This is a genomic window from Gilvibacter sp., assembly GCF_965601605.1.
Classification (GTDB): Bacteria; Bacteroidota; Bacteroidia; order Flavobacteriales; family Flavobacteriaceae; genus Gilvibacter.
Genome location: NZ_CBFCWJ010000032.1, coordinates 31,589 through 58,118 on the forward strand (window position 1 = coordinate 31,589; position 26,530 = coordinate 58,118).

General features: G+C 43.1%; 22 protein-coding genes and 1 tRNA gene. 11 read left to right on the forward strand and 12 right to left on the reverse strand.

Annotation, left to right across the window (positions count from 1 at the left end; all coding sequences use genetic code 11):
- Positions 1–8 precede the first annotated feature (8 nt).
- Positions 9–2,141: a carboxy terminal-processing peptidase gene (locus tag ACSLP7_RS08580; protein WP_435578905.1), complete on the reverse strand. Its 2,133-nt coding sequence runs from the start codon at positions 2,139–2,141 to the stop codon at positions 9–11.
- Between the two features lie 171 nt (positions 2,142–2,312).
- Here ACSLP7_RS08580 and ACSLP7_RS08585 point away from each other — a divergent pair, with 171 nt between their 5' ends.
- Genes ACSLP7_RS08585 through ACSLP7_RS08600 form a run of 4 tightly spaced genes read left to right on the forward strand, consistent with a single transcriptional unit; the run spans position 2,313 to position 6,330 of the window.
- Complete coding sequence (locus tag ACSLP7_RS08585; protein WP_435578906.1) at positions 2,313–2,603, forward strand: hypothetical protein; 291 nt, start codon at positions 2,313–2,315, stop codon at positions 2,601–2,603.
- Positions 2,604–2,606: 3 nt separating this feature from the next.
- Positions 2,607–3,719, forward strand: a complete 1,113-nt coding sequence (gene lpxB / locus ACSLP7_RS08590) for a lipid-A-disaccharide synthase (RefSeq protein WP_435578907.1) — start codon at positions 2,607–2,609, stop codon at positions 3,717–3,719.
- 39 nt (positions 3,720–3,758) lie between these two features.
- Complete coding sequence (locus tag ACSLP7_RS08595) at positions 3,759–4,268, forward strand: C40 family peptidase (protein ID WP_435578908.1); 510 nt, start codon at positions 3,759–3,761, stop codon at positions 4,266–4,268.
- Between the two features lie 49 nt (positions 4,269–4,317).
- The gene (locus ACSLP7_RS08600; RefSeq protein ID WP_435578909.1) at positions 4,318–6,330 is read left to right on the forward strand and encodes a ComEC/Rec2 family competence protein; all 2,013 of its coding nucleotides are present in this window, start codon (positions 4,318–4,320) and stop codon (positions 6,328–6,330) included.
- A gap of 22 nt (positions 6,331–6,352) precedes the next feature.
- On the opposite strand, the gene ACSLP7_RS08605 is transcribed toward ACSLP7_RS08600, so the two are convergent.
- The 3 genes from ACSLP7_RS08605 to ACSLP7_RS08615 all read right to left on the reverse strand — a co-directional run bounded on the left by ACSLP7_RS08605 (position 6,353) and on the right by ACSLP7_RS08615 (position 10,795).
- Positions 6,353–6,892 (reverse strand): thioredoxin family protein, encoded by a 540-nt coding sequence (locus ACSLP7_RS08605; RefSeq protein ID WP_435578910.1) that lies wholly within the window; start codon positions 6,890–6,892, stop codon positions 6,353–6,355.
- A gap of 111 nt (positions 6,893–7,003) precedes the next feature.
- On the reverse strand, positions 7,004–8,596 hold the full coding sequence (locus ACSLP7_RS08610) for a peptide MFS transporter (RefSeq protein ID WP_435578911.1): 1,593 nt from the start codon (positions 8,594–8,596) through the stop codon (positions 7,004–7,006).
- A gap of 27 nt (positions 8,597–8,623) precedes the next feature.
- Entirely contained in the window at positions 8,624–10,795 is a 2,172-nt protein-coding gene (locus tag ACSLP7_RS08615) for a S9 family peptidase (RefSeq protein WP_435578912.1), read from the reverse strand.
- Between the two features lie 153 nt (positions 10,796–10,948).
- Between ACSLP7_RS08615 and ACSLP7_RS08620 the strand changes: the two genes are divergently transcribed.
- A complete protein-coding gene (locus ACSLP7_RS08620) occupies positions 10,949–12,259 on the forward strand; it encodes a hydroxymethylglutaryl-CoA reductase, degradative (protein ID WP_435578913.1) in 1,311 nt (436 codons plus the stop codon).
- Between the two features lie 2 nt (positions 12,260–12,261).
- Positions 12,262–13,185, forward strand: coding sequence for a GYDIA family GHMP kinase (locus ACSLP7_RS08625; RefSeq protein WP_435578914.1), 924 nt, complete (start codon positions 12,262–12,264; stop codon positions 13,183–13,185).
- A 34-nt stretch (positions 13,186–13,219) separates the two neighbouring features.
- On the opposite strand, the gene ACSLP7_RS08630 is transcribed toward ACSLP7_RS08625, so the two are convergent.
- The 7 genes from ACSLP7_RS08630 to ACSLP7_RS08660 form a co-directional block, all read right to left on the reverse strand.
- On the reverse strand, positions 13,220–15,301 hold the full coding sequence (locus tag ACSLP7_RS08630; protein ID WP_435578915.1) for a peptidylprolyl isomerase: 2,082 nt from the start codon (positions 15,299–15,301) through the stop codon (positions 13,220–13,222).
- A 92-nt stretch (positions 15,302–15,393) separates the two neighbouring features.
- Positions 15,394–16,647 (reverse strand): hemolysin family protein, encoded by a 1,254-nt coding sequence (locus tag ACSLP7_RS08635; protein WP_435578916.1) that lies wholly within the window; start codon positions 16,645–16,647, stop codon positions 15,394–15,396.
- Positions 16,647–16,847 (reverse strand): hypothetical protein, encoded by a 201-nt coding sequence (locus ACSLP7_RS08640; protein WP_435578917.1) that lies wholly within the window; start codon positions 16,845–16,847, stop codon positions 16,647–16,649. Before ACSLP7_RS08640 ends, ACSLP7_RS08635 begins: the two co-directional genes overlap by 1 nt.
- Positions 16,837–17,385, reverse strand: a complete 549-nt coding sequence (gene lptC, locus ACSLP7_RS08645; RefSeq protein WP_435578918.1) for an LPS export ABC transporter periplasmic protein LptC — start codon at positions 17,383–17,385, stop codon at positions 16,837–16,839. The genes ACSLP7_RS08640 and lptC overlap by 11 nt, the downstream gene beginning before the upstream one ends.
- Before the next feature lie 32 nt (positions 17,386–17,417).
- A complete protein-coding gene (locus ACSLP7_RS08650) occupies positions 17,418–18,788 on the reverse strand; it encodes a hypothetical protein (RefSeq protein ID WP_435578919.1) in 1,371 nt (456 codons plus the stop codon).
- Positions 18,789–18,807: 19 nt separating this feature from the next.
- Positions 18,808–20,049 (reverse strand): hypothetical protein, encoded by a 1,242-nt coding sequence (locus tag ACSLP7_RS08655; RefSeq protein WP_435578920.1) that lies wholly within the window; start codon positions 20,047–20,049, stop codon positions 18,808–18,810.
- Positions 20,042–20,776 (reverse strand): type III pantothenate kinase, encoded by a 735-nt coding sequence (locus ACSLP7_RS08660; RefSeq protein WP_435578921.1) that lies wholly within the window; start codon positions 20,774–20,776, stop codon positions 20,042–20,044. Before ACSLP7_RS08660 ends, ACSLP7_RS08655 begins: the two co-directional genes overlap by 8 nt.
- A 150-nt stretch (positions 20,777–20,926) precedes the next feature.
- On the opposite strand from ACSLP7_RS08660, the gene ACSLP7_RS08665 reads away from it, so the two are divergent.
- Together ACSLP7_RS08665 and ACSLP7_RS08670 are read left to right on the forward strand one after the other, a co-directional pair.
- Positions 20,927–20,999, forward strand: a tRNA-Phe gene (locus tag ACSLP7_RS08665).
- 599 nt (positions 21,000–21,598) lie between these two features.
- The gene (locus ACSLP7_RS08670) at positions 21,599–22,633 is read left to right on the forward strand and encodes a bestrophin family protein (RefSeq protein ID WP_435578922.1); all 1,035 of its coding nucleotides are present in this window, start codon (positions 21,599–21,601) and stop codon (positions 22,631–22,633) included.
- A 41-nt stretch (positions 22,634–22,674) separates the two neighbouring features.
- Here the strand turns inward: ACSLP7_RS08670 and ACSLP7_RS08675 are convergent, their stop codons facing one another.
- On the reverse strand, positions 22,675–23,352 hold the full coding sequence (locus ACSLP7_RS08675) for a hypothetical protein (RefSeq protein ID WP_435578923.1): 678 nt from the start codon (positions 23,350–23,352) through the stop codon (positions 22,675–22,677).
- A gap of 135 nt (positions 23,353–23,487) precedes the next feature.
- Between ACSLP7_RS08675 and ACSLP7_RS08680 the strand changes: the two genes are divergently transcribed.
- The 3 genes from ACSLP7_RS08680 to ACSLP7_RS08690 all read left to right on the forward strand — a co-directional run bounded on the left by ACSLP7_RS08680 (position 23,488) and on the right by ACSLP7_RS08690 (position 26,526).
- Positions 23,488–24,126 carry a Crp/Fnr family transcriptional regulator gene (locus tag ACSLP7_RS08680; protein ID WP_435578924.1) on the forward strand — a complete coding sequence of 213 codons (639 nt, stop codon included), beginning with the start codon at positions 23,488–23,490 and terminating at the stop codon, positions 24,124–24,126.
- Between the two features lie 55 nt (positions 24,127–24,181).
- On the forward strand, positions 24,182–24,982 hold the full coding sequence (locus tag ACSLP7_RS08685) for a sulfite exporter TauE/SafE family protein (RefSeq protein WP_435578925.1): 801 nt from the start codon (positions 24,182–24,184) through the stop codon (positions 24,980–24,982).
- Positions 24,983–25,110: 128 nt separating this feature from the next.
- Complete coding sequence (locus tag ACSLP7_RS08690; protein WP_435578926.1) at positions 25,111–26,526, forward strand: MBL fold metallo-hydrolase; 1,416 nt, start codon at positions 25,111–25,113, stop codon at positions 26,524–26,526.
- The last annotated feature ends 4 nt before the right edge of the window (positions 26,527–26,530 follow it).

Genomic DNA, 26,530 nt, shown 5'->3' on the forward strand with positions numbered 1-26,530 from the left:
AAATGTCTTTAGTCTTTGATCTTGGCAAAGCTACCTTGTCTAATGTTGTTTAACTTCAGGTCTTCCAGTACGCTAACAGCCTCTTCTACATAAATGTCGCTTCTGAGGTTTTTATGCCAGCGCTGTCTGTTCTGCCCTAAGGTAGTATCTTTCTCAATCAATGCCAACTCTGAAGGTAAGGAGGTGTAATCCAATCCAGACTCATAATCCTCCAAAACATCAAATCTCTTGGCATACTCTTCACGATCCTTGATTGCTTGTGTATATGCATTCAAGTTTAGAGAAACCACGTTTTCATCTTGACGCTGCTTGATCCACTTGGCATTCTCATCAATCAATTTGAGCTCAGCACTTTTGGCCATACGCTCATTACTGCGCTTGATAGTAGCCTCATAGTCAATATAACCGTCATAAGGTGTATAGTCAGCAGGAGTGATTTTATCATAAGGAAGCGGATTGTCATATTCCTTCTCCCCGATGTCTAGATAGGCATAGCGCCCAGGCATAACCACATCACTCTTTACCCCTTCTAATTGAGTAGAACCTCCATTAACGCGGTAGTATTTCTGTGTGGTCAATTTTAAGGCACCCATATCGCCCATATCGTTGTTGCGCAACCACTGGTTTAAATCCAACAGATTTTGAACCGTTCCTTTGCCGTAAGTTTGCTTACTACCGATGATCACGGCACGTTTGTAATCTTGCATGGCAGCTGCCAAGATCTCTGAAGCTGATGCTGAAGCATCGTTCACCAAGATCACTAAAGGTCCATCCCATACTACCTCGCTATCGCGATCTGAAAGGACTTCTTTACGCTTTCCGTTAGAAGCTACTTGTACTACCGGTCCATCTTTAATGAACAATCCAGCAATATCCACAGCAGTTCTCAATGAACCTCCACCGTTATTTCTTAAGTCTAAAACAAGACCTTCCATCCCTTGTTGCTTTAAGGCGATGATCTGTTTTTTAACGTCAGCAGCAGCATTGCGCTCTTCATAATCTTCCATAGTGAAGTAGAAGGCTGGCAGGTTGATCAAACCAAACTTGCGATCCTCTTTTTGGATCAAGGCCGATTTGGCGTAAGTCTCTCCAATCTCAACAACATCACGAGTAATGGTCTCTTCTTCAATAGTACCGTCAACACGTTTGATGGTCAAGGTCACCTTAGTTCCCTTTGGGCCTTTGATGAGCTTAACAGCATCATCAACACGCATTCCAACAATACTTACAGGATCATCCTCATCTTCTTGCTTCACTTTCATGATGATGTCACCCGCTTTGATGTGCTCGCCTCTCCAGGCAGGACCTCCGTTGATGATCTCCACCACTTTGATGTAGTCGTTTTGCTTTTGAAGACGCGCACCGATCCCTTCCAAGCGTCCAGACATTTGTAGATCAAAACGATCGCGATCTGGCGGAGCAAAGTAGTTGGTGTGCGGGTCAAACTGCATCACCACAGAATTCAAGAAAACGGCAAAGTAATCTTTGCGCTCTAAATCATTTACAAAACTGTAGTTGTCGTTAAAGCTGTTTAAAGTAGTCTCACGCGCATCAGCCTCAAGCTGTGCTTTAGACTTTGGCGTGTAGTCTTCTTCATTCTCAACTTTAAAAAGGTTGTCTTCAATATTGTCATAGTAGGTAGAAAGCGTAGTGTACTTCAACTGCTTTCTCCAACGATCCTTTAAGGCCTTCTTGCTATCTGCATAAGGCATATTGTCGTAATCTACGTTGATCTCTTCGTCCTTTCCAAAATCAAAAGGCTCCTTCAAGATCTCCGGATAGTAGGTTTGTGCTTCTTGAATTCGCTGATCCAAACGGCTATACACCAAATTGAAGAAATCCAATTCTTTGGCTAAGAGTTGGTCATCAATAGAGGTTTTGTACTGCTCAAACTCAGCAATATCAGAAGCTAGGAAATATCTTTTGATCGGATCCACATTGTCGATAAAGTCTTCATAAACCGCAACGGAGAAATCGTCATCCAAGGATTTAGCGTCGTAATGTCCTCTTTCCAATACGTAAGTGATCAGGTCAACGAGGAGTTTATCTTTATCGGGATCTTCAAAACTTTTAGTAGTAAAACTGCAAGATGCAGCGGCCACAAAGACGGCCAACATCAACAGTTTAAAATTCTTTTTCATTAATCGCATTACATCATCTTTTATAAGCTCTCTAAATTATAGAAAAAACCGTGCCATTCCGCAGTGTTGGTACTAATTTTTTGTTAAACCAAAATGGCCGTAAATCGCGCTTAAAATGCTTACTTTAGCAGGGATAAACTAAGTTCGGATTTAATTCGATACGCCTGATTTATGAAACAACGAATCCTCAAAGGGCTGCTCGCCGGATTGGCGACCAACATCATTGGAATCAGCCTTTGTATTTTCATTATTGCACAGGTAAAAGGTCGTGGTTTTGCCTCTACTTTTAGGGTATTTTGGAATTCTGATGCCTTTTGGATGATCCTTGCTCTGGGAGCGCTTCCCAACCTGCTGCTGTTTTTCGGACTTTTAAAACGCAACAAAGAATACGAGGCTCGCGGGGTAGTTATGGCGACTTTTGTTGCCGCAATCACCACTTATATCCTCTACTTTATAGCCTAACCGATGAAGTATTATATCATTGCTGGAGAAGCTTCTGGAGACCTACACGGCTCTAACCTGATCAAAGCCTTACGCAGGGAAGATCCTCAGGCGGAGATCCGTTGTTGGGGTGGTGATCTGATGGCTGCAGAGGGAGCTACAGTGGTGAAACACATCAAAGAACTGGCCTTTATGGGGTTTATCGAGGTGGTTGCCAATTTGGGAACCATTTTAAAGAACATCAAGTTTTGCAAAGCCGACATTACGGAATTTGCTCCGGATGTTTTGATCTTTATTGATTACCCCGGATTCAATTTTCGCATTGCCGAATGGGCCAAGAAAGAAGGTTATCCCACGCATTATTACATCTCTCCACAACTTTGGGCTTGGAAAGAGGGACGGATCAAAAAGGTCAAGAGAGATGTGGATGCCATGTATGTAATCCTTCCTTTTGAAAAGGATTTTTATGAGCAAAAGCATCAGTTTCCTGTTCATTTTGTTGGTCATCCGCTTTTGGACGCCATTGCGGACAGACCTACTGTAAACCCTGAAAAATTTAGAGCGGATCACGGTTTGGACAGCCGTCCAATAATTGCCTTGCTGCCCGGAAGTCGAAAGCAGGAAATCACCACCATGCTTGACGTGATGTTGAATCTTGTGCCCAAATACCCAGACCATCAATTCGTAATTGCGGGAGCTCCAAGTCAGGATGCTAGCTTTTACAAGCAGATCGTCAAAGGCAGAAATGCAGCCTTTATTCAAAACAAGACCTATGATTTGCTCAGTGTGGCAGATGCAGCTTTGGTAACTTCTGGAACAGCAACCTTAGAAACAGCTCTGTTCAAAATTCCACAAGTAGTTTGTTACAAAGGCAGTTGGATCTCCTATCAGATCGCCAAACGCCTGATCAAACTAGATTATATCTCACTGGTCAATCTCATTTTAGATAAACCCGCCGTGACCGAACTCATCCAAGGAGAATTCAACAGCAAAAAATTGGCCCAAGAACTCGACAAAATTTTGGATGAAGACCACAGAAAAGAACTGTTCTTAGACTACTACAACTTGGAGCAAAAGCTCGGTGGAACGGGTGCTAGCGCGAAAACAGCGGGCTTAATTTATAAATCCATTGAATAATTTTACGTAAGTTTAAGCAGCCCAAAATCTTAACCTTACATGAAAAAATACTACTTGCTGCCCTTGTTGTTGCTCATGATCGCCTGCGGATCCAAGCAAAACACAAGAACCTCTCGCACTACAAAAACCACTACCCGTACTACTAGCAGTGCCACAAATTCTAACGCAAAAGCGGAGCAGATCATTAGTTACGCCAAGAGTTTTGAAGGAGTGAAATACCGTTATGGAGGCACCTCAAGATCTGGAATGGACTGTTCTGGTTTGATCTTTACTTCCTTCCAACAAGCCGGTTTACAGCTGCCACGAGTATCCCGAGATATGGCCACGCGCGGGAAGGCGATCTCACTCTCAGAGATCAACCCTGGAGATCTGCTGTTCTTTCAGACCAATAAAAGCAGAAATGTGATTAACCATGTGGGACTCATTGTTTCCAATAGCGGCGGTGAGATTGCTTTTATTCACGCTACGACTTCCCGTGGGGTAATTGTTTCTAAATTGACAGAGAATTATTGGCGCAGTGCCTTTGTAGGCGCTAGGCGCGTGCTTTAATTCATTAACTTAATACAGCCCGTAGCACTTCCCAAAATGGCGAACTGCTATGGAGTTTTTAAACTTTCCTTTAGTCCGACTTGGACTTTTATTTCTCTGCGGAATCCTGCTAGGAGATTACATTCAATTACCCATAAAATCGATTACAGTTGTTACTGGCTTACTGTTTGTACTCCTTTGGATTTCAAGATCAATCAGCTACGCACCTAATCTAAAAAAATGGAGCTTCACCCTACTGGCTTATAGCTTGACTTTTTTCTGCGGAGTCCTTTTGATCTCCAATGCCTACCAACGATTTGAACAAAGTCAGACGCACCACTCCAAAACCTATAGCAAAGGAAGTGTTGTTGACCTGCAAATAGAACAGCTGCTTTCTGAATCCCCTTATTACCTCAAGTATAAGGCGAAAATCAACTATTTCGGTTCCCACAGAAACCTCCCAGTTCTATTGCGCATTAAAAAAGACGAGAGCTGTTTTTACTTTTTAGAAGGTGCTGTATGGCAAACTACCGCTTTGGTTAAACCCATTGAAGCACCCAAAAATCCAGCAGACTTCAATTATGCCAACTACCTAAAATACCAGCATATAGCATTTGGTATAAAAGCTACAGCAGATCAATTCCTTCCGTTTGGCGAATTCAAACCTGCTCTGAAGCATTATCCCAAACTCTGGCAGCGTTATTGGGTGAATCTCCTTGAATCCAAACTAACTCAATCTGCCAATTATGAACTGTTGGCGGCGCTGCTTTTAGGCTACAAGGCACAACTTCGACCAGAAACAAAAGCACAGTTTGCTCATGCGGGAATTGCACATCTGCTAGCAGTTTCAGGTTTGCACCTTGGAATTGTTGCCCTTTTTGCTGGATGGGTTCTAGCATTCTTAAAAAGATTGCCTCATGGAAAGATCATCTACGCGCTTTGCTTATTATTATGCCTTTGGGGTTTTGCTTTTATGAGTGGTGCCAGTACTTCTGTGCTGCGTGCAGCAACCATGTTCAGCTGTTTGATTGTGGGCAAGCTCTTGGGGCGTTATCATGGAATAAACAGCTTATTCACCTCGCTTTGGATCTTACTCTTGATTGATCCCTTCTACGCCTTTCAGGTTGGATTTCAACTCAGTTATACCGCCGTATTCTTTATTCTTTGGCTGTTGCCCAAATGGAATCTGTACTGCCCAACAAAACACTCCATTGGCTTGCGTATTTGGCAATGGATAGGTCTTTCTCTGCTTGCGCAATTGGGGACTGCCCCACTGAGTTTGTATTATTTCCACGAATTCCCATCCTATTTTTTGGTAACCAATCTAGTGGTTGTGCCTGCGATCGGGATTGTAATGATCGGTGGACTTTTAAGTCTCGGAATATTGGCCGTTTGGCCCGATTTTACGCTTCCCATTAAAGCATTAGAATGGGCAATAACTATGCTTCGAAGTTTCACGACTTGGATTGCGGACTTACCAGCATCGATTATAGATACACCTCATTTTGGGAGCTACACTTTGATAGGCCTTTTATTTTCAACACTCGTTTTGGGTCACCTCTTATTTAGGCGAAGCAAACGCGCTTTTCCAGAATTAGCTTTTATTGTGGTTGCAATTGTTGGTATCTGGCAATTGGAACTCCCGCGGGAAAGGCATGAACTGATCCTGAGTGATCAATTCGGGCAGACCACACTCTGGCAGATCAATGGAAGATCTTTAGCGGTCTTCAGTACTTCGTCTCAAAAGGAATCCTACAGCCTACAGGCCTTTAAACGAAAGAACAGAATTGAAGAAATCACTGAACATCAATTACCATCTATTTTTTATTACCGCGGATGTAGCATTTTAGTTGTTGATGGAAGCTATCCTATAGATGCCTCCATAAAATCGATAGATATATTACTGCTGAGTCAAAACGCAAGAATACACTTGGATCGCTGGATCAGGCACTATCAGCCTCAAATGATCCTAGCCGATGGCAGTTCTTATGCTAGTTACAAAGCGCGCTGGGCGGCATCCGCCAAAAAAGAAAGGCTCCCGTTTTACGATACGTCGCAACAAGGAGCCTTTGTATTTGAGTAATGGAAAATTTTGCTAATAAATACTACTCAAATGTGCCTTTAAAGTTTTTTTGATAGTCTGCCCAGGCTTCGGCCGTGGTGAGCTCTTTATAGTCGTCATTAGCGATCATTTTCAAAAAGATCTCTATCTGAGCAGGTGATCTAAAGCCCGGTAAGGCTTGGATCAAGGTTCCATCCTCTTCAAAGAAAACAATGCTCGGATATCCTTGTAAACGCAAAGCATCGGCAAAAAAGTGTGTAGCATTGCGCCCACGACGTCCTTCTTTATAATTCGGATTGGTATACACAAAGCCTTGATAGTCCACAGGCTCTGTACCTTCAGCATTGAATTTTACAGGATAGTAATTCTCATTGATAAACTGCGCAACTTTAGCATTGCCAAAGGTGTCACGATCCATCAATTTACAAGGTCCACACCAGTTGGTATAGACATCCATAATGATCTTTTTGGGTTCTTCTTTTTGTGCTGCAAGGGCTTCATTCATGGTCATCCATTGAATTTTGTCCTGAGCAAATGTTGTTGCAGCAAGCAATAGAAGCAATAGGCTAAGGTAATTTTTCATCACACAGTCATTTCTCTTTCAGTCGTAAAACTTGGGGTTCTTTACAAACATAACAAAAAGCGTTCCGTTTAAGGGGAACGCTTTTTTTATTTATGTATTGTTTAACAGAACCTAGCGGATGCCGTGCATCATTCTGATCAAGGTCTTGTTTAGGATCAGCATAACGATACCCGCTCCAACAGGGATCAGGGTAAAGATCAAGAAGAAGGTACTCATTCCATACTCTTCTACAATCGGATCGATATAACTACCGGTCCAACCTGCAGTAAGGTTAGCGATAAAGTTGGCCACAAACCAAACTCCAAACATCAATCCAACCAACTTCAGAGGAGCCAGTTTACTCACATAAGACAGTCCCACAGGAGAAATACACAATTCTCCAAGGGTGTGGAACAAATAAGCCAGTACTAAGAAGATCATGCTCACAGAGGCTGTTTTAGCTCCTAATGGGATTCCCATGGATCCGAAGGCCAAAATGGCAAATCCGAAGCCTAGAAGCATCAAACCAATGGCAAATTTCACAGGTCCTGAAGGATTGTATTTACTGGTCCAGATCTTAGAAAACAGCGGCGCAAAGGCAATGATGAAGAAGGAATTCAGAATTCCGAACCAAGAAGCCTTTACTTCTGCAATGTCCTTAGAGAATTCAAGATTCAACATCCAAATGATGATACCCCAAATGATCACAAAACTGGATCCCAATAAAATATTGGAAAGGGCGTATTTCTTGAACGTTTGTTTGAACAGCAAGTAAAGTACATACGTAATGATCATCATTGGCACTACGGTCAGTAATGCGTTAACGATCTTAAAGGTTGTAGCTCCGCTTCCTTCCAAAACGCGATCGGTATAATCTGCTGCAAAGATGGTCATAGAACCACCGGCCTGTTCAAAGGCCCACCAGAAGAATACCGTAAAGAAGGCAAATACTCCGATTACTTTCAAGCGGTCTGAAACCACTTTAGACTTGGCAGCTTCATCCATGACGTCTTCTACGTCGTCTTTCATGTCTTCTACAGCATCTTCAACAACATCGTCAAGATCGTCTGTTTGATTTGGCTTGAGTCCGATGTTTCCGAAGATCTTCTGTGCAAAGTAGAACTGAAGCATTCCGAAGAACATAAAAATTCCAGCCAAACCAAATCCATAGTGCCAGCCTACAGTTTCTCCAATATATCCACAAAGCAAAATACCTAAGAAAGCTCCTGCGTTGATTCCCATATAGAAAATGGTGTATCCCGCGTCTTTCTCCTTGCCTTGGGTCTTGTATAATTGTCCAACGATAGACGAGATATTCGGCTTAAATAGTCCATTTCCAATAATCAAAAGACCCAAGCCAGCGTAAAAGAACAAGTCTGCTGTGACCTCTAAGGCCATGGAAGCGTGCCCCAAGGTCATTAAAAAGGCACCTAAAACTACCGCGTTGCGATAGCCCATAATCTTATCCGCAATGAAACCACCTATGATGGGGGTAATGTATACCAAACCAGTATACCATCCATAAAGTAACAAGGCCTCTGAGCGTTCCCAACCCCAGCCGCCTTCGCCTATTATTGCCGCTGTTAAGAACAGAACAAGCAAAGCGCGCATGCCGTAATAAGAGAATCGTTCCCACATCTCTGTGAAGAACAAAACAAACAGTCCAGAAGGATGTCCTAGAACCGTTCTTTGGTTGGTTTCCGAGCCTCCGTATTTAAATTCCATAAATCTCGTTTTAGTTAGTTTTTCGTTTTATAGGTTATCCAAAATGAAGTTGGTCATTTTGGTATATAGATGCAAACGGGTATTCCCGCCGTATATGCCGTGATTTTTGTCGGGGTACATGGCCCAATCAAATTGCTTGTTGGCCTGTACCAAAGCCTCTACTAAACGCGTGGAGTTTTGCACATGAACATTATCATCCGCAGTACCGTGAACCAAAAGGAAATCACCTTTTAGTTTGTCCACATGAGAAATTGGTGAGTTGTTGTCATAACCTCCCGGATTCTCTTGAGGCGTGCTCATATAACGCTCTGTGTAAATGGTGTCGTAAAAACGCCAGCTACCTACAGGAGCCACTGCAATAGCCATGCTAAAGGTGTCAGCCCCTTGGAATAAACAGTTGGCAGACATGAATCCGCCGTAACTCCAACCCCAAATTCCAATACGATCTCCGTCAATATAGGGCAACTGCGCCAATTGCTGGGCAGCTCCGATCTGATCCTGAACCTCGTATTTCCCGAGCTCCAATTGCGTGACTTTTTTAAAGTCGCGTCCTTTCAAGCCCGTTCCGCGGCCGTCAACACAAACCACAATAATGTCTTGTTGCGCCAACATATTGTGCCAATAATCATTAGATCCTCCCCAGCGGTCTGCTACATTTTGAGACCCTGGTCCTGAGTATTGATACATAAATAGCGGATATTTTTTCTCTGGATCAAAATCAGAAGGCTTGATCATATACATATTGAGCTCATTCCCATTGACCTCAATGGTTGAGAACTCCTTTGGAGACATATCGTATGCGAGGAGTTTGGTTCTGAGCTCTGTATTGTTCAAGATCTCGCGAACCTTTTCTCCGTCTAAAGCGTTGTGCAAAGTGTACACTGGCGGCACCATAGCGCTAGAGAAGGTATTTATGAAGTAACTAAAGTCCGCGGAGAATGAAGCCGAGTTCGTTCCAGGACGGCTAGTCAATTGCACTTTGTTCTTTCCACTTGGAAGAATTGAATACACATCTCGATACATGCTTCCACGCTCAGAACTTTGGTAATAAATGCGACCTGTTTTAGTATCAAAACCGTAATAACGGGTTACTTCCCAATCACCGTCGGTTACTTGGTTGAGCAACTTTCCATCCTTATCGTAGTGGTAAATATGATTCCACCCGTCTTTCTCACTGGTCCAAATAAAACTGTTGTTGGCTAAGAAGGTTAGATTGTCCGTGATGTCTACATAGGCAGCGTCTGTGTCTTGAAGCACCATTTTACTGCTGTTGTCTTTGGCGTTGACCAAAACAAGATCTACTGTGTTTTGTTTTCTGTTAGTCAATTGTACAGATAACACCTCTGGATCTTTAGTCCATTTAATTCGAGGGATATAATACGAGTTATAAGCAGAAAGGTCAATTTTTGAGGTATTGCCACTGCTGAGCTCATGCATATGCAAACTCACCTTAGCGTTAGCCTCTCCCGCTTTTGGGTACTTAAATACTTGTTGGGTCTGATACAGATCTTTACCGTAAACGTCCATAGAGAATTCAGGGACGTCAGTCTCGTCAAAACGAATAAAGGCAATGTGAGTTCCGGCAGCGTTCCAATCAAAGGCTCTTACAAATCCGAATTCCTCCTCATAAACCCAATCGGTGATGCCGTTAATAATTTTGTTCTTTTTACCGTCCTTAGTGACTTCGGTTGTTTCACCACTAACCAAATCTTTTACGTAAATATTGTTGTTGTATCCATAAGCCACTTTAGATCCATCCGGACTAAACGTTGGCTCCTGAATAGGCATGTCTGCAACCAATTCTAGAGATTCCGAATCCAGATCATAAACATAATAAGTTCCCAAGGTTGATCTACGGTAGATGGATTGAAGTTGCGTAGCGATGAGCATTTTGGTCTCATCCTCACTCAGTTCATAACTGATGATATAATCCACACCTTTTAAAGACTGTGTGTTAACCAGGGTACGCACCTTTTGCGAAGTGGCGTAATCATAAACATCAACGGTAGAAGCTCTGGCCTTGCGGTCATAATTTAACACTACGTATTCTTTCCCATTATTGAGGGATTGCAGGCGATCCATGTACTCGGTTCTGAACGAGCCTTTCCAAATGTCTTCTAAGGTTATTTGTTTTTTTTGTGCAATTCCGAGGGAGGCGCAAAGTAGAAAAACGCCCAAGATCCATTTTGAACCCTGCATAGTCTAAGGAGTTAAAAAATTGTAAGGCCAAGTTTACTAAAAATTCATCAAAAAAGGGGCTGTTTTGGTGTTAAATACGCAGAAAACCCGCTAATTTTCTAAGAGTCCTCCATTTTCAAAATAGTATATTTGCAATGGAATTATTACGCACTTATGAGTACTCCAATTTCTGGCTTTTCCAAGCTGAGCAAAAGTCAAAAAATCAGCTGGTTGGCTGAAAACTATTTTAACGATCCTCAAGCAGGAGTAGCAGTTTTAGAGCAGTATTGGAACGCCGATACGAAGCTTCAGCAACTCCACGACGAGTTCATAGAAAACACCCTGACCAATTATTACTTACCCTTGGGCATTGCGCCCAACTTCTCCATTAACGAGAAACTCTACGCTATACCGATGGCCATTGAAGAGAGCTCGGTAGTTGCAGCAGCGAGTAATGCGGCCAAGTTTTGGTTGGACAAAGGTGGCTTTAAAGCAAGCATCATCTCCACTGTAAAAAATGGTCAAGTTCATTTAAACTACTACGGAGAACCAAAGCGTTTACAGCAGTTTTTTGATCGAGTCAAACCGATACTGCTTTCGGACTGTGATGAGATCACTACCAATATGCGCAAACGTGGTGGAGGAATTGTAGACTTGGAACTCCGTGACAAAACTGCGGAGCTCAAGGGTTATTATCAATTGCATGCCACTTTTGAGACCTTGGATGCCATGGGCGCAAATTTCATAAACAGCTGCTTGGAACAGTTTGCCACCTCACTACTAAGGGAAGCGGCTGAATCTGACCTAATCCTTGAAGACGATGGTCTAGAGGTGGTAATGAGCATACTTTCTAATTATGTACCGGAATGTTTGGTTAAAGCAGAAGTGAGCTGCCCGATAGACCATTTGGCACAAGCGGGAATGAGTGGCCAAGAATTTGCGACCAAATTTGTTCGTGCTGTTCAAATCGCACAAACAGAAGTACGCAGAGCAGTAACACATAATAAAGGTATTATGAACGGCATTGATGCCGTTGTATTGGCCACTGGAAACGACTTTAGAGCAGTTGAAGCTGGGGTACATGCTTATGCCAGTAAAAATGGTCATTACGGAAGTTTGACGCATGCCAAAATTGAGGGAGATCGCTTTCACTTTTGGATTGAAATTCCCTTGGCAATTGGAACCGTAGGCGGCCTTACTAAGTTGCATCCTTTGGTGCGTTTGTGCTTTGAAATGCTCGGTAATCCTGGAGCTAAGGAACTCATGCAGATCATGGCAGTCGCTGGTTTGGCTCAGAACTTTGCTGCCTTGAGATCTCTAACCACCACAGGAATTCAAAAAGGGCATATGAAAATGCACTTGATGAATATCCTCAATCAACTCAATGCCACTCCACAAGAGAAAGAAGCAGCCGTGGAACATTTTAAAGCCAATACAGTGAGCCATGCAGCTGCAGTGGCCTTTTTAGAAAGTCTAAGAGCATAAACATGCAAGCGTCTTTTCACAGTAACGGCAAATTACTTTTAACCGGAGAATATATGGTGCTGGATGGCGCTATGGCTCTGGCAGTTCCGAGTCGTTATGGGCAGACGTTAACTATTAAGGCAAACTCTGGAACTAACCTAAAGTGGCAAAGCTTTACCCAAAATGGAGATCTTTGGTTTGCTGCGGAATTTGACTTGGATCGCTTGGACCAAGCTTTGGAAGATCCTATCCAAGAGCAGCTGAGAAAACTACTAAACAGCTGCGTTGATCTAAATCCTGATTTTAAGGAAGCACTAGTTGGTAAAGAGGTATCAACGCATTTAGAATTTCCCAGAGATTGGGGCTTAGGCAGTTCTTCTACCCTGATCAACAACCTGGCCCAATGGGCAGAAGTTGATCCTTTTGAACTTTTGGATCGCGGTTTTGGCGGTAGTGGTTATGACATTGCCTGCGCATTTAGCGATGGCCCTATCTACTACAGAAAAAACGCTGACAACAGCAGGACAATCCAGCCTGTTGAATTGGATTGGCCGTTTGCGGATCAGCTCTTTTTTGTTCATCTCAATCAAAAGATGGACAGCAAGTTGGGTATCCAACGCTACAGAAGCCAAAATAAGCCTGATTCTGCCGTTTTTAAGACTCTTGACAAGCTTAGTCATGAACTGGCACAAACAAGTGCTAAGAGCGATTTTGACCGCCTTATGGATGAGCATGAATCCATCATTGCCCAAGTGATCGATCAGCCACGGATTCAGACCACGCTCTTCCCAGATTATCAAGATGGCGTCATTAAAAGTTTAGGCGCTTGGGGTGGAGATTTTGTTTTGGTCAGCGGCACTGAAAACAGTCCGCAGTACTTCAAATCCAAAGAATTCAAAACCGTAATCCCCTTTTGGGATATGCTCATAAAAAAACCCCGAAGCTAAAGCCTCAGGGTCTTCCATCTTAAAAGTATTCGACTTAATAAAAAGTCGCGCGGTTATCTTCAATGTCAGCGGCTTTCTTAAGCGCGTTGTACGCGTTCAAAGCAGCTTGAGTACCTTGTGTCTGACGAGCACGAGCTACAAATGCACTGTAATCTTCTAGGTCAGGAGCAACGTTCTTTGCTGTTAATCGCACCACGAACACTCCTGTTTTTCCGTCAATAGGTCCTGAAACTTCTCCTGGCTTCAATCCAAAAGCAGCACCTACAACTTTAGGCTCTGTTCCTCCACCTGCAATGGTTGGAGATTTTCTGTTGATTGCCTGAGCAGACTGAACTGTCTGAGACTGGCTCTGTGCGATCTCCTCTAGGGTAGATCCACTCAACTGCTCGCGAATAAGTTTCGCTTTTTTCTGAGCGCGAAGGATAGGGGTTACAATTGCAGATCCTTCTGCATTACTCATTAAGGCTTCCTCTAGGTTTCTGCGAACCAACTGTACAACAGCGAATCCATCACCAACGTCAAAACGCTTGATATCTCCTACTGCCGTCTCTTCATTAAAGGCCCAGTTCACTAAAGTACGCTGAGGACCAAGACCTGTGATATTCTCATCCAACTGTCCAACAGCATTTACTGGACGAACTCCATAAACGCTTTCTTGAGCAACAGCTGCAAAGTCTCCCTTGCGCGCAGCCAATTCAAAATTAGTCGCGTCAGAGAATAGGTTGTTAATAGTTTCTTGTGAAGCGCGTAATGGCTTAGCAATAGTTGCAAGCTTTACTACTTCTTGTGGGTTTTTCTGATCCAACACCTCAATGATGTGGAATCCGTAGTCTGATTGAACAACGTCTAGTGATCCAACTTCTTCTTCAAAAGTAAAGTCACGGTATACCGGCGTCATTCTGTTGTATGGATACCAGTCGTACAATCCGCCGTTTGGAATAGAGTTCACATCGGAGCTGTAAGCAGTAACAAATTCTTCAAAGCGAGAAAGATCAGACTTCAAGATAGTCAAAAGGCTATCTGCCGTTGTGCGCGCTTGCGCCTCATCACGTACTACATTGTCTGTAGGGTTGCTTCCGATTGGAATCAAAATGTGACGAGATTTTACAGAATCTGGAAGTGTACGTCTTTCAACAATACGCGTAGCCATTACATTTCCACGTTCCTTATAAGGACCGTAAACAGATCCAGCCTCTCTCGCGAAGATAGAATCAACAATCGTTGATGGAACCTGGTTCTTAAATAAGAAGCGGTCTTGGTAAGGAACTTCAGAGTTTGCGTTTACTAAAGCTTCAACATCTTCGGTAATGGCCAAACCGTTGATGGTATCGTTAACCAATTGGTTTACTTCTTCTGTAGTAGCCAATTCATCAGCAGCCGAAGCATTTCCTGCAAACAACACATATTGGATATCTACACGTGGATCTACAGTAAAGCGATCTTGGTGATCACGCATATACGCTTCGATCTCCGCATCAGTGATTACAGCTTGATCGTCTGGAATGCTGCTGTAAGGCACCTGTACGAATTGAATGTCTACTTTGTCATTTTCTAGGTGATATTCCCACTTACCATCAATGGTAGAAGGAGAAGCAGATCCTTGAATCATGTTCAAATAAGCTTGCTCCATGGCTTGAGAAACAATTTGATTCTCTTGAGCCAACCAGTTTGCATAGGTAACGTCATTTTCTTGTTGGAATCTGATGTATTCTTCCAATTTAGCATAATCAAAAACTCCAGCTTCGTTGAAGAATTCTTGCTGATTTTGGAATGCATTGGTAAGGGCATTTCTAGTGAAGTTTGATTCTGCAGAGAATCCAAGTTCTTCTAACTTCCCTTCAATGATCGCTTTGCGAACTTGCTGTTCCCAAACAATGTTGCGAACCTGTGACTGACTAGCCGCTCCACCGTATTGTCTAGATTGAGCTTCAACCAAGTTATTGAATGCCACACGGTCAATGTCTGTGCCGTTCACAGTGGCTACACTATTGCTAACTGTTCCGCCTTTAAGGCCACCGTTATCAATGATACCAGAGATCACAAATGCAAACAAGGCCATAGCGATGATGATGATCAAAAAGATACCTCGTTTACGAATACTATTTAAAATTGCCATTTTACTCGAAAATTTATAGGGTGCGAAAGTACTGTTTTTGATGGATTAATAAAAGCCTGATTACCTAAAATTCATGGCTTTTTAACCAAAAATCAGTCTTCCTCAAGGAGTTTTATTTCAACCAGTTCAATTTTGGTGTTAGACACCTCCAAGATGTCTACTTGAAATTGCTCGATGCGCAGGCTGTCTCCCTGCTGTGGAATCCCTTCTGTGTAGTAAACGATCATACCACCTAGGGTTTCATAATCGTCGTGTTCCGGAAGGCCGATCTTATGGGTTTCGTTGATATAATCAACCTCTAAGCGCGCCGAGAATTTGTAGTGATCTTCCGCCAAGATCTCCTCGTGTAAATCGTCACTATCGTGCTCGTCTTGGATCTCGCCAAAGAGTTCTTCTACGATATCCTCAACAGTCATCATTCCAGAAGTACCTCCGTATTCATCTAAAACCACAGCGATACTCTTGCGCTTTTTAGTCAGAATGTTCAAAACGTCTTTGACCAACATGGTCTCTGGCACAAAGACAACAGGCATCAACACTTTTTTGATATTCTGCGGCTTTTTAAAGAGATCAAAAGAGTGCACATAACCTACAATATTGTCAATGTTCTCTTTATAGATCAATAGCTTAGAATAGCCTGTATTGACAAAGGTTTCTGTAAGATCATCAGTAGAAGTCGAGATGTCTACCGCTTCAATTTCTGTACGCGGCACCATGACTTCTCTGGATTTTACTTCCGAGAATTCCAGGGCATTTTGAAAGATCTGTATTTCCGTGTCGATGTCGTCATCTTCATTGACGATCTCCATCTGCTCGGAAATATAATTGCCCAGTTCTGTTTTGGAAAAACTCATCTGAACCGCATCGCCCTCCGTTCTAAAAACGTACTTCAGCACTAAATCTGAGATCCAGATCACAAATTCAGAAATAACCGAGAAGAGTAAGTAGAAAATATAGGCAGGTAGCGCGAAGAGTTTTACAAAGGTATTGGCGTAAACTTGGAAGAACACTTTGGGTAAAAACTCCGCAGTGATCAAAATCACGATGGTAGAGATCAGCGTGTGTAAAAGCAGTTTCCCCGGCCCTTCAATTGGGACCAGTTCCACCAACAGGTCACCCATATAAAATCCGTAGACCACCAAGGCAATATTGTTGCCCACCAGCATGGTCGCGATGAATTTAGAAGGTCTTTTGGTGATGCGTTTGAGCAGCCCGGCCATAAAGTCGTTCTGCTTCTTTTCTATCTCAATGTGAATTTTGTTCGATGAAATATAGGCGATCTCCATTCCTGAGAAGAATGCAGATAGCAAGATCGAAACAAGAATAATGAGCAGTGTGATCTCCATTATTGGTTGCGCTTGTGGTCTTCCATCTTACGCCTGAACTTGCGTCTGAAGAAGAACATAAACACCGCGACAACAGCAAACATTCCAAATAGATACGCGCGGCCTCTATCTACCTCCCAGTTGATAATTACCAGGTAAATTGAAAAGGCAGCCATGGCCAAATACACGTATTCAAAAAGTTGAAAGATTTTAGATCCCATCGTCTTCTGGAGGATTTTCGTTTTCTATGAGTTGTACGCCAGTGTTCTTACGTGACAGAAAGGTCGTGAAATCTTTATTAGAATCAAAACTGCTTCCGTCATTGTAGGAACCGTCGTTGAATTTAATGCGGTAGGGTTGATCGGAGAAGATCCAGTTGTCATTCTGGTCCCAGTAAACCTGATCTGCCAATAATTGTGTACTGTCTGAGGTGAGTAGCACGACATTGCCGCGCATATCTACCAAACCGGTCTGATCATAACGGATGGCGTAATCCGCGGTAATCGTACTCTTTTTATCGTCTTCATAAAAGTAGACGGTCACTCCATCTGGAAATTCTGAGTAGGAGAATTTTCGATTGCTGTAGTCCAGCAATTTAGGCGCCAAAAGATTGGCCACCACTTTTCCAGAATCGGTGTGGATGGCATTGGCATTCTCACCAATACCCACAGGATCTTCACTGGCCAGATTGATGTTTCTGACCTTGTCGAAGTCTTCCTGACATGAAAAAAGCGCGATCACAGCAAACACTGCGATCACGCCTCTTAAATTTTTATTTGTCAATGACATCCTTATAGACTAGGAACTTTCACTGATCCTCCCATCCAACATCCAAAAGAGATGGTCTCTCCCGCACGTCCGCTGGTGAAAATATCTTGCTTGCTCGGTGCACGTCCTTGGTAAGAAGATGCAGTAGCATTTGCTGTTCCAGCTAATGATCCGTCTACACGGCCGGCCTTACGGGCCATATCAGCAGCTTTCCAGTATACAGCACGCTTAGAGAATACATCAGTACCACAGTTGTTAGCACTGTCTGCGTACATCTTTGCGATACGCAGGTAACAGATTCCCATAGAAGGCTTCACCTCAAGGGCTTTGTTATAATAAGATCTCGCTTTACCGAAACTTCCTTTCTTACGGAAGTTCTCAGCGATCTGGTAGTATACTTTAGCCTGGTCGCTTGGGTTGGTTTCCAACTCAGCAGACTGGTTGTAGTATTCTAATGCCTGAGCACTGTTTCCATCCTTCTCTGCCAATTTACCTAAGTAGAATGCAGACTTAGCAGAAGGCTCCAAGTTGTGCAGCTGTTGTACCAATCGGAAGAAGATATCTCCATCGTTACAATCTTTAGCACTCAAACGACCCGCAGCAACGCGTACCCATTTGATATCTCCTTTGCGCTCTTCAAATTGCTTTTCATATAGTGGAACCAGGTTCTCACAATCTGCACGCTGACCCAACAAAGTGTTGATAGATCCTTTGATCTTTCCGTAGCTCTCTGAGTTCTTGCTAGCAGCTTTTAATTTCTTAGCTTCTTTAGAAGTAATGGTACCGGCTTCTTCCTTCTCTCCTAAAGTGGAGATGATCTTAGCCATATCACTTTCCTTACCTTCAATCTTAGAGATCAATAGATCGTAAAGTTCAAAGTAGTCTTCCAAAGGCATTTCATTCTTATCAACTAGCTCCGTAGCCAAGTTGAAATAGATGTACAATTGCTTTGGACTGGTGAAGTTTTTAGAGTCAGTCTTCTCTGCCATATCAAAGGCTTTGAACTGCTCCATAGTCGTTCCCATTTTATTGTCGTACTTCAATTGAGCGATATCTCCCATAACGTCACCTTTCTTGGTCTTAGATGGGAAATGCGTCATACGCTCTTCATACAACTTCATAAGGTCAGCAACATCTGCAGCCTTATTAACTCCTTTTTTAATTCTATCCTTCAATAGCTTCTCACCCAATTGGTAAAGGGCCAAACTCCATTTTGGACAGTCCTTACGCAATTGCATAAAAGGCTCGTAAGCGGCATCGTAGTTCCCTACTTTTGCGCTTTCATAAAATACAGATCCAGTAGTGGCGCAATCCTCAGCACTTAGCTGTGCATTTACGCTCAAGCTACTCATAGTAAGTAACGCTACCAACGCTACTGTTAGTCTTGTTTTCATCGCTCTTTTATTTCTCTGGTTAATCATATTTTCTCTTAATGAACCACTTATCGTTCAAAGATAAGCTAATAAACACATTTACGAAATTTTCCTGAACCAATTGGAAGTCGGTAGTACCGCGTCTTCCAAGCTCTACTCCGAGGTTTATATTCGAAATGCGTCGTCCAACTGGGAATCCTAATCCAAAAGACATGCCAAACTCATTTATGCCTTCTCCAGCCACAACAATACCCGTGTCCTCAAAACGAACACCAGCGCGGTAGGTCACTCGGCTCCAATAGCTTGTCAATGAATTGTATTTAGGAACGTAAAATCCTCCCAGACGAATCTTATTTGCATCTTGGTAGGTGATGTTTGGTAGGTCAAAACTTCTGTTGTTGAGTACTCCGGTTCCTTGGCTGATGTATTCACCACCCACAAACCATTTGTTCTTTTCTCCAACACCGGCACCAAAACTTATACGGCTTGGGAATTGAATTTCGGAATCTTGAACGCTCACTTCCGTGATCTCTGCGCCTCCAATTCCTCCGGCCTCAGTTACGAGTACTGTTGCGATCTCTCTAAAATTAGAAACGGTTAGGTCGCTACTTGGTGTATAGGTTAAACTGGCTTGTAATTCTAGCTTCTCATTAATTGCCTTGGTATAATGTGCACCGAGCACAAAGTTCAAACCAGAGATATCCGATCGGTTCACCTCTTGGGTTCCAAACTGAATACTGGTATCGTTGAACAGACCTTGGTTTCTAATGTTTCCAAAATTATACTGAGCCTCTACACCCACGTTCAAACCTTCAAAGACATTGTAACCGATACCGAGGTAAACCTTAGTCAATCCACCGGTTCCGGTAAATCTATTGAGCTGGGTGTCTGTCGTGTTTTCCAGATCGTATCCTACGGCACTGTACGGATACAAGCCAAAGCTCGCTCCAAATTTCCCCATAGGTACGCCAATGATCACATAATCTAATGAGGTGATCTGTGTTTGTTCTTTATTTCCGTTCTCTTCCAGGTTGGTACTGTTAAACTGCCCACCTACAGAATAGTTGGTGTAGCGCAGGTTAGCATAGGTCGCTGGATTCATTACGTTGGTGTGAATGCTATCAGAAAACACACTCATGCCCCCCATAGATTCCAGATCAACAGTTCCGCGGAACTTGATCAAACCAATTCCACCAAATGAATAAGGAGAAGCAGTGTTGTTTTGAGAAACAGCACTAAAGCTAAGCAGCAAACAAACTGCTATTAGGAAGCATCTAATCATGTAAAGCATTCAATTCGAGAAGGAAGTCTAGGCCTTCCAACAAAAAATTTGAGTTGGCAAATATGCCATTTTTTAAGTGATCTCGCAAGATTTGAGCATCTCCTCCTGTTAAAATCACTGTTAAATCGTCAAAGCGGGCTTTAGTCTCGTCTATCGCCCCGTTCAATTCATGAACAAGACCCCGAAATGCACCCGCGTGCATCGCATCAGCTGTAGAGCTGCCTTGGTAAGTCTCTAGGGCCTTGGGCTCCAAAAGCGGAAGCTTGGCCGTAAAGTGATGCATGGCCTCATAGCGCATGCGCAGTCCAGGAGCTATTGCCCCGCCGTGGTAACTACCATCGGCCTCAAGTATATCAAAGGTCACACAAGTACCCGTATCAATCACCAACACATTTTGCCCCGGAAAATGCTTCACGGCAGCAGCCATAAGCGCAATACGATCCAAGCCCAAGGTCTCTGGAGTTGCGTATTTGTTTTGAAAAGGCAAAAGTAAATGGTGACTCAGCGGAATAAGCGCTAAGGATTGATTGAGTTTATTGTAAAGCGGATCCGGAATATGTCCCGTGGCAGAAAGTATGGCTTTTTCCAGCTGCGGATAGTTTTCCAACAGCTCATCCAGAACCTTGCTCTCTGTTCCTTGGTCTGCGAATTTCAACTCTTGCAGGGCTCCATCTTGGAACACAGCAAATTTAGTTCGCGTATTTCCTATGTCTACAATAAGATTCATTGTGAGGACTAAAGCGGTAAATGTACAATTCTGATACAGAACCAACTGTTAATCCATTGCTAAAAACCTCAGCCCAAAAACGTCAAATTTTTTAACTTTATGTTTTGTACAATCCAAATAAGGATTATATTTGCCTCCGCTTTTAGCGATGGTACCTTAGCTCAGTTGGTAGAGCAACGGACTGAAAATCCGTGTGTCCCTGGTTCGATTCCTGGAGGTACCACAACAAGCGTAAAACCCACTCTGAGAAGAGTGGGTTTTTTTATGCTCGCACGCGTCGCAAGCTCGCTTGCGTAAGCGGAAGAGTATAAAAAAACTCAACGCCGAAGGCGGTGGAGTTTTGTATTTGCAACTTTGGCTACCAAAGGAAGTTTTGCGAAGCAAAACAATCCTGGTACTTCGTTAAAGCAGAAAGGTGTAAAAAAAACAACACAGCCGAAGGCGGTGGAGTTTTGTATTTGCAGTAGTGGGAACGAAGGAACAATCGCGAAGCGATTGAATCCTGGAGTAATAACCGCGCTAGGGATAGCAGCGGCATCCTTTCTGCCTCGCAGAAAGATATAGCGGATAGCCCGACCTGAACGCAGTGAAGGGAGCGCCTAAAAAACAACTCTTCAAATTAAAATGTCACCTCGATACAATTTTCATTTCATGAAAATCACTCGATGTCCGTAAGTAGCCCGCCCTGAACGCAGTAAAGGGAGCACCTAAAAAGATCTTCCTCTCGAATTGACCTAAAGCGAGTTTTGTACAACACAAGCGACTTGTTTGTTAATTTTCACTAAGTTTAAATCATAGTCACTCACAAATTTTCAGCACAAGATGCAAACCGCAAAATCAGTCAGTCTAGCAAAGATTATCGCCTGGACATGGATTCAAATGGTAGGACTCCTTGTTTTTACAGGAGGAATTGCCCTGCTCTACCACTATAAGCTTCTTGAATTTACCATTCCCTGGCTACCTATTTCCGTTATTGGTACCGCTGTAGCTTTTTACGTAGGTTTTAAGAACAACCAATCTTATGACCGTATGTGGGAGGCTCGCAAGATTTGGGGTGGAATTGTCAATGATAGTCGTACTTGGGGGATGTATGTGGATGGATTCGTTTCTAATTTGTTTGCTGATAAAAAACGACCTGATACTGAGATCAAAGCCATTAAACAGCGTTTAATATACAGACATATCGCTTGGTTATACGCCCACCGAAGCCAACTGCTTGTTCCTACCTCTTGGGAACATATTAGTCAAAAAGGTCCTGTAGCCAAAAGAGCTCGATACTATCAACGCAAATTTGGAGTGGGTCTTGTGGATGATGAGTACACCAGAACCGAACTCAAACATTTTCTACCTCCTGAAGAACACGACCGTTTGGTAGCCAATGTCAATACAGCCACTCAAATCATCAACGAACAATCGAGAGATCTTCAAAAATTGCGTGAGCAAGACCTCATTGAAGACTTCAGGCATATGGAAATGGCCAATATTTTAAAAAGCTTCTACACCCTTCAAGGAAAAAATGAACGGATAAAGAAGTTCCCTTTGCCCCGTCAATATGCAAATATGAGTCGCATTTTTGTTTGGATTTTCATCTTCATGCTTCCTTTTAGTATGATGCCCGAACTGATGAAAATTAGCACCGGCGTTTTCTGGTTGTCTATACCCGTGACTGCATTAATTGGTTGGGTCTACGTAATGATGGAGCTAGTTGGCGACTATTCTGAAAATCCTTTTCAGGGTATGGCCAATGATATCCCGATGTTATCCTTGTGCCGAGTCATTGAGATCGATCTAAGAGAAATGTTAGGGGAGACTGACTTACCCCCTAGCGTTGAAGCGAAAAATGATATTCTAATGTAGAAGTCTGTTTTAGACACAAGCCCGACAAACGGTCTAAAAAGCTACTCCCTCAAAGCCCTAGCCACGCTGCGCGCATAACCGTTGGCCACGTCAGCAGCGCTGTCCGGGTCTTGTAAACTAGAGGTCACCTGCCCAATTAATTGTTGCTTAGCCGGCTTTTCAAGATCAAAAACAAGAGTTTCCACTACATAAGTTATGGAGCGCTCTTCATTGATACTCGGCTCCACATAGTTCCCAGAATAACGAACTGTTGGCGCAGAATTCGGGTGATTGTAATAATTGTAGAAGGTATATAGATAAGGATCTATGGAACTGGAATACGTCGCTCCCGAATAGTACCCACCTTCTTTGGTAATATTCACCGTTTGTTTTTTGTCCTTTAATACTGTTATCACCACAGCTTCAAAACCTTTATCACGGATCATCTGCTTAGCCGCCTCTATTTCAGCTTCACTGAGTTGTTTGTTGGGCTTGAGATCTTCCATAAAGTCATAACTCACCATACCTTTCATTTTGTTGTTGCGCAACTCTCTGAGCATGGCATCTTCAAATGCTTTGCGGACGGTTGGATTATCTGTACGAGCGATCACTAAAAAATTCTTCGATTTGACATCTCCAGCGTCTGTAGCCTTCCAGCTTTCCAATACCTTAGTAGAAGAACATCCAGAAATAAGCAAGGCCAAAATGGGCAGCACAATTAGGTTTTTCAATTTGGTCATGGTGTAAGTTGTTTTGTTTGAATGGTTAAGCTACAAAAATACTCCTAATAATCCTCAGGCGCAATGATTGCGCATTAACCCACCACCCCGATAGGATTTAAATCCGCATAAGAATGTACCTTAGTGCTAGCAAAAATGGAAGAATTACTCATTGATTTATACGGCGGGCAGTTTGAGCGCGAACTCCTCGCAGAGATCGCAGCAGTTGGAATCTATAAAGACATTCCTGCCGATACGATCTTGATGGATTTTGGTCAATACGTGAAATCCATGCCGCTTCTGCTCCAAGGTGCTATTAAGATCATGCGAGAAGATCAGCAGGGAGACGAACTCTTGCTGTACTTTTTGGAGAAAGGCGACACCTGTGCCATGACCTTGAGCTGTTGCATGGGCGCTACAAAAAGTGAGATCCGAGCGGTTACGGAAACAGACACCCAATTGATATTAATCCCCGTCCAACACATGGAAAGTTGGTTAGGGAAATACAAAAGTTGGCGGGGATTTGTCATGGATAGTTATCACGACCGAATGATGGAAATGCTGGACGCCATAGACTCCATCGCCTTTATGAATCTAGAAGATCGGGTGATGAAGCTTCTGCAAGAGAAAGCCCAGATCGTTCAGAACAAAGAAGTTTACAATACCCACAAAGAATTAGCGCAAGAACTGCACACTTCTCGTGTAGTGATCTCCAGAATTCTAAAAAAGCTTGAAAACGAAGGCCGTATCAGCCTGCACAGAAGTCACATCACTTTAATTGAAGCTGATGTGTGACTTTAGTTACCAAATCTCGGCACTCGCCGATCTAATTTTGCCCTGTTAATCAAAGATGGAACTCGTGGAGATTTTAGGGTATATGGCAGCCTTAGTGGTTGGTTTGGTTTTAGGCCTGGTAGGTGGCGGCGGATCCATCCTCACCGTACCAGTTATGGTTTATCTTCTAGGCTACAACCCCATACTAGCAACGGCTTACTCGCTATTCGTTGTTGGAGTCTCTGCCTTGGTGGGAGCTTTTAGAAATATGCAAAAAGGCCTGGTGGACTTTAGAACCGCCATTGTCTTTGCTGTTCCTGCGTTTATCGCGGTTTATGCAACGCGCAAATACATCATCCCTGCAATTCCTGATACGTTAACTACTATTGGCGAATTTGTGGTTACTAAGGACATTGCCATTATGATCTTCTTTGCCGTGATCATGCTTTTGGCTTCGTTTTCAATGATTCGTTCTAAGAAAGGCGACCCTGATGAAAATGAGCAGGTCCAATACAACTATCCGCTTATTATCATTGAAGGATTGGCCGTGGGTGTTTTAACCGGATTGGTCGGAGCTGGTGGCGGATTTCTCATCATTCCCGCTTTGGTATTGCTGGCTAAGCTCCCTATGAAAAAAGCGGTAGCCACTTCCCTCTTGATCATCGCAATTAAATCTTTAATAGGTTTTATTGGCGATGTTGAGAATTTGGACATCGATTGGGGCTTTCTGCTATCCTTTACTGCGGTGTCTGTGATTGGAATCTTTTTGGGGATTTGGATCGGAGGGTTCATCGACGGCAAAAAACTCAAAAAAGCCTTCGGTTGGTTTGTACTGGGAATGGCATTCTACATCATTTTCATGGAAATTTCTGCTTAGAGCGACTCGTTTTCCTTCAATTTCATCACTTTTTCTAAAAATAAATGAGCTAAGGTAACATTGGTCACTTTTTAGCTCGATTCGCCGCCCTAATTTTGAACTATCAAACTCTTAAAACGTTCAAAACGATGCGAATAGAACAGATATATACCGGATGCTTGGCCCATGCTGCCTATTATTTAGAAGACCAAGGCGAGGCCGCTATCTTTGATCCTTTACGAGAAGTTGGTCCTTATATAAATCGGGCTAAAAAAGATAAGGCACAGATCAAATACGTCTTTGAAACACATTTCCATGCAGACTTTGTGAGCGGGCATTTGGACCTTCAAAAGCAAACAGGTGCTGAGATAGTATTTGGTCCGTTAGCACTTCCGGGATATAAAGCAATACTAGCAAAAGACGGCCAAGAATTTAAGGTAGGACGCTATACCGTTCGCGTAATTCACACCCCGGGTCACACTTTAGAGAGTACTACTTACCTCTTGATAGATCAAAATGGGGAGATGCATGGCATCATCACCGGAGACACTTTGTTTATCGGAGATGTAGGCCGACCTGATCTGGCCCAGCATGTAGTTGCAGACCTTACAGAAGAAAAACTAGCAGCCTTGCTGTTTGATTCCCTCCGCAATAAAATCATGACACTGCCCGATCATTTGATCGTGTATCCGAATCACGGAGCCGGATCCGCTTGCGGTAAAATGATGAGCAAAGAAACTACGGATACTTTGGGGAATCAGAAAAAAGTAAACTACGCCCTAAGAGCAGACATGACCAAAGAGGAATTTATTGATGAATTGCTTACAGGTCTTACTACGCCACCGGGATACTTTCCGCAGAATGTACTCATGAATCTCAAAGGATATGATTCCTTGGAAAACGTTATGCAACGCGCCGATAGACCACTAGGGCCTGAAGCTTTTGAAGCTGCCGCCAATGAGACGGGTGCCTTGATGTTGGATGTTCGAAATCCAGAGGAATTTGCCAAAGGCTTTATTCCCAACAGCATCAACATTGGTCTCAACGGAAACTTTGCACAATGGGTGGGAGAACTGATTCCTAGTGTAAAACAAGAGATTCTACTGATTACAGAACCAGGCAAAGAAAGAGAAGCTATTACGCGACTGTCTCGTGTTGGTTATGATGGGGTTATTGGATATCTACTCGGCGGCTTCCAATACTGGAAAAACTCAGGAAGAGAAGTCGATACTATTGGACGAATCAATGCCAAGACTTTTGAAAACATGATGATCACTAACGGCATTGAACTCTTTGATGTACGCAAAAGAAGTGAGTTCAACTCCCAACATGTTTTGGAAGCCACTAACATTCCACTCAATGAATTGAACCAGCATTTGGCGAGCTTCCCCAAAGACAAACCGCTGGTTTTGCATTGCGCCGGAGGTTACAGAAGCATGATCGCGGCTTCTATGCTCAAACAAAGAGGCTGGGAAAATATTACCGATGTACAAGGTGGTTTTGCAGCTATTAAGGAGACCACTGTGCCTTGCACAGACTATGTCTGCCCAACCACGCTCTTGTAGTTTT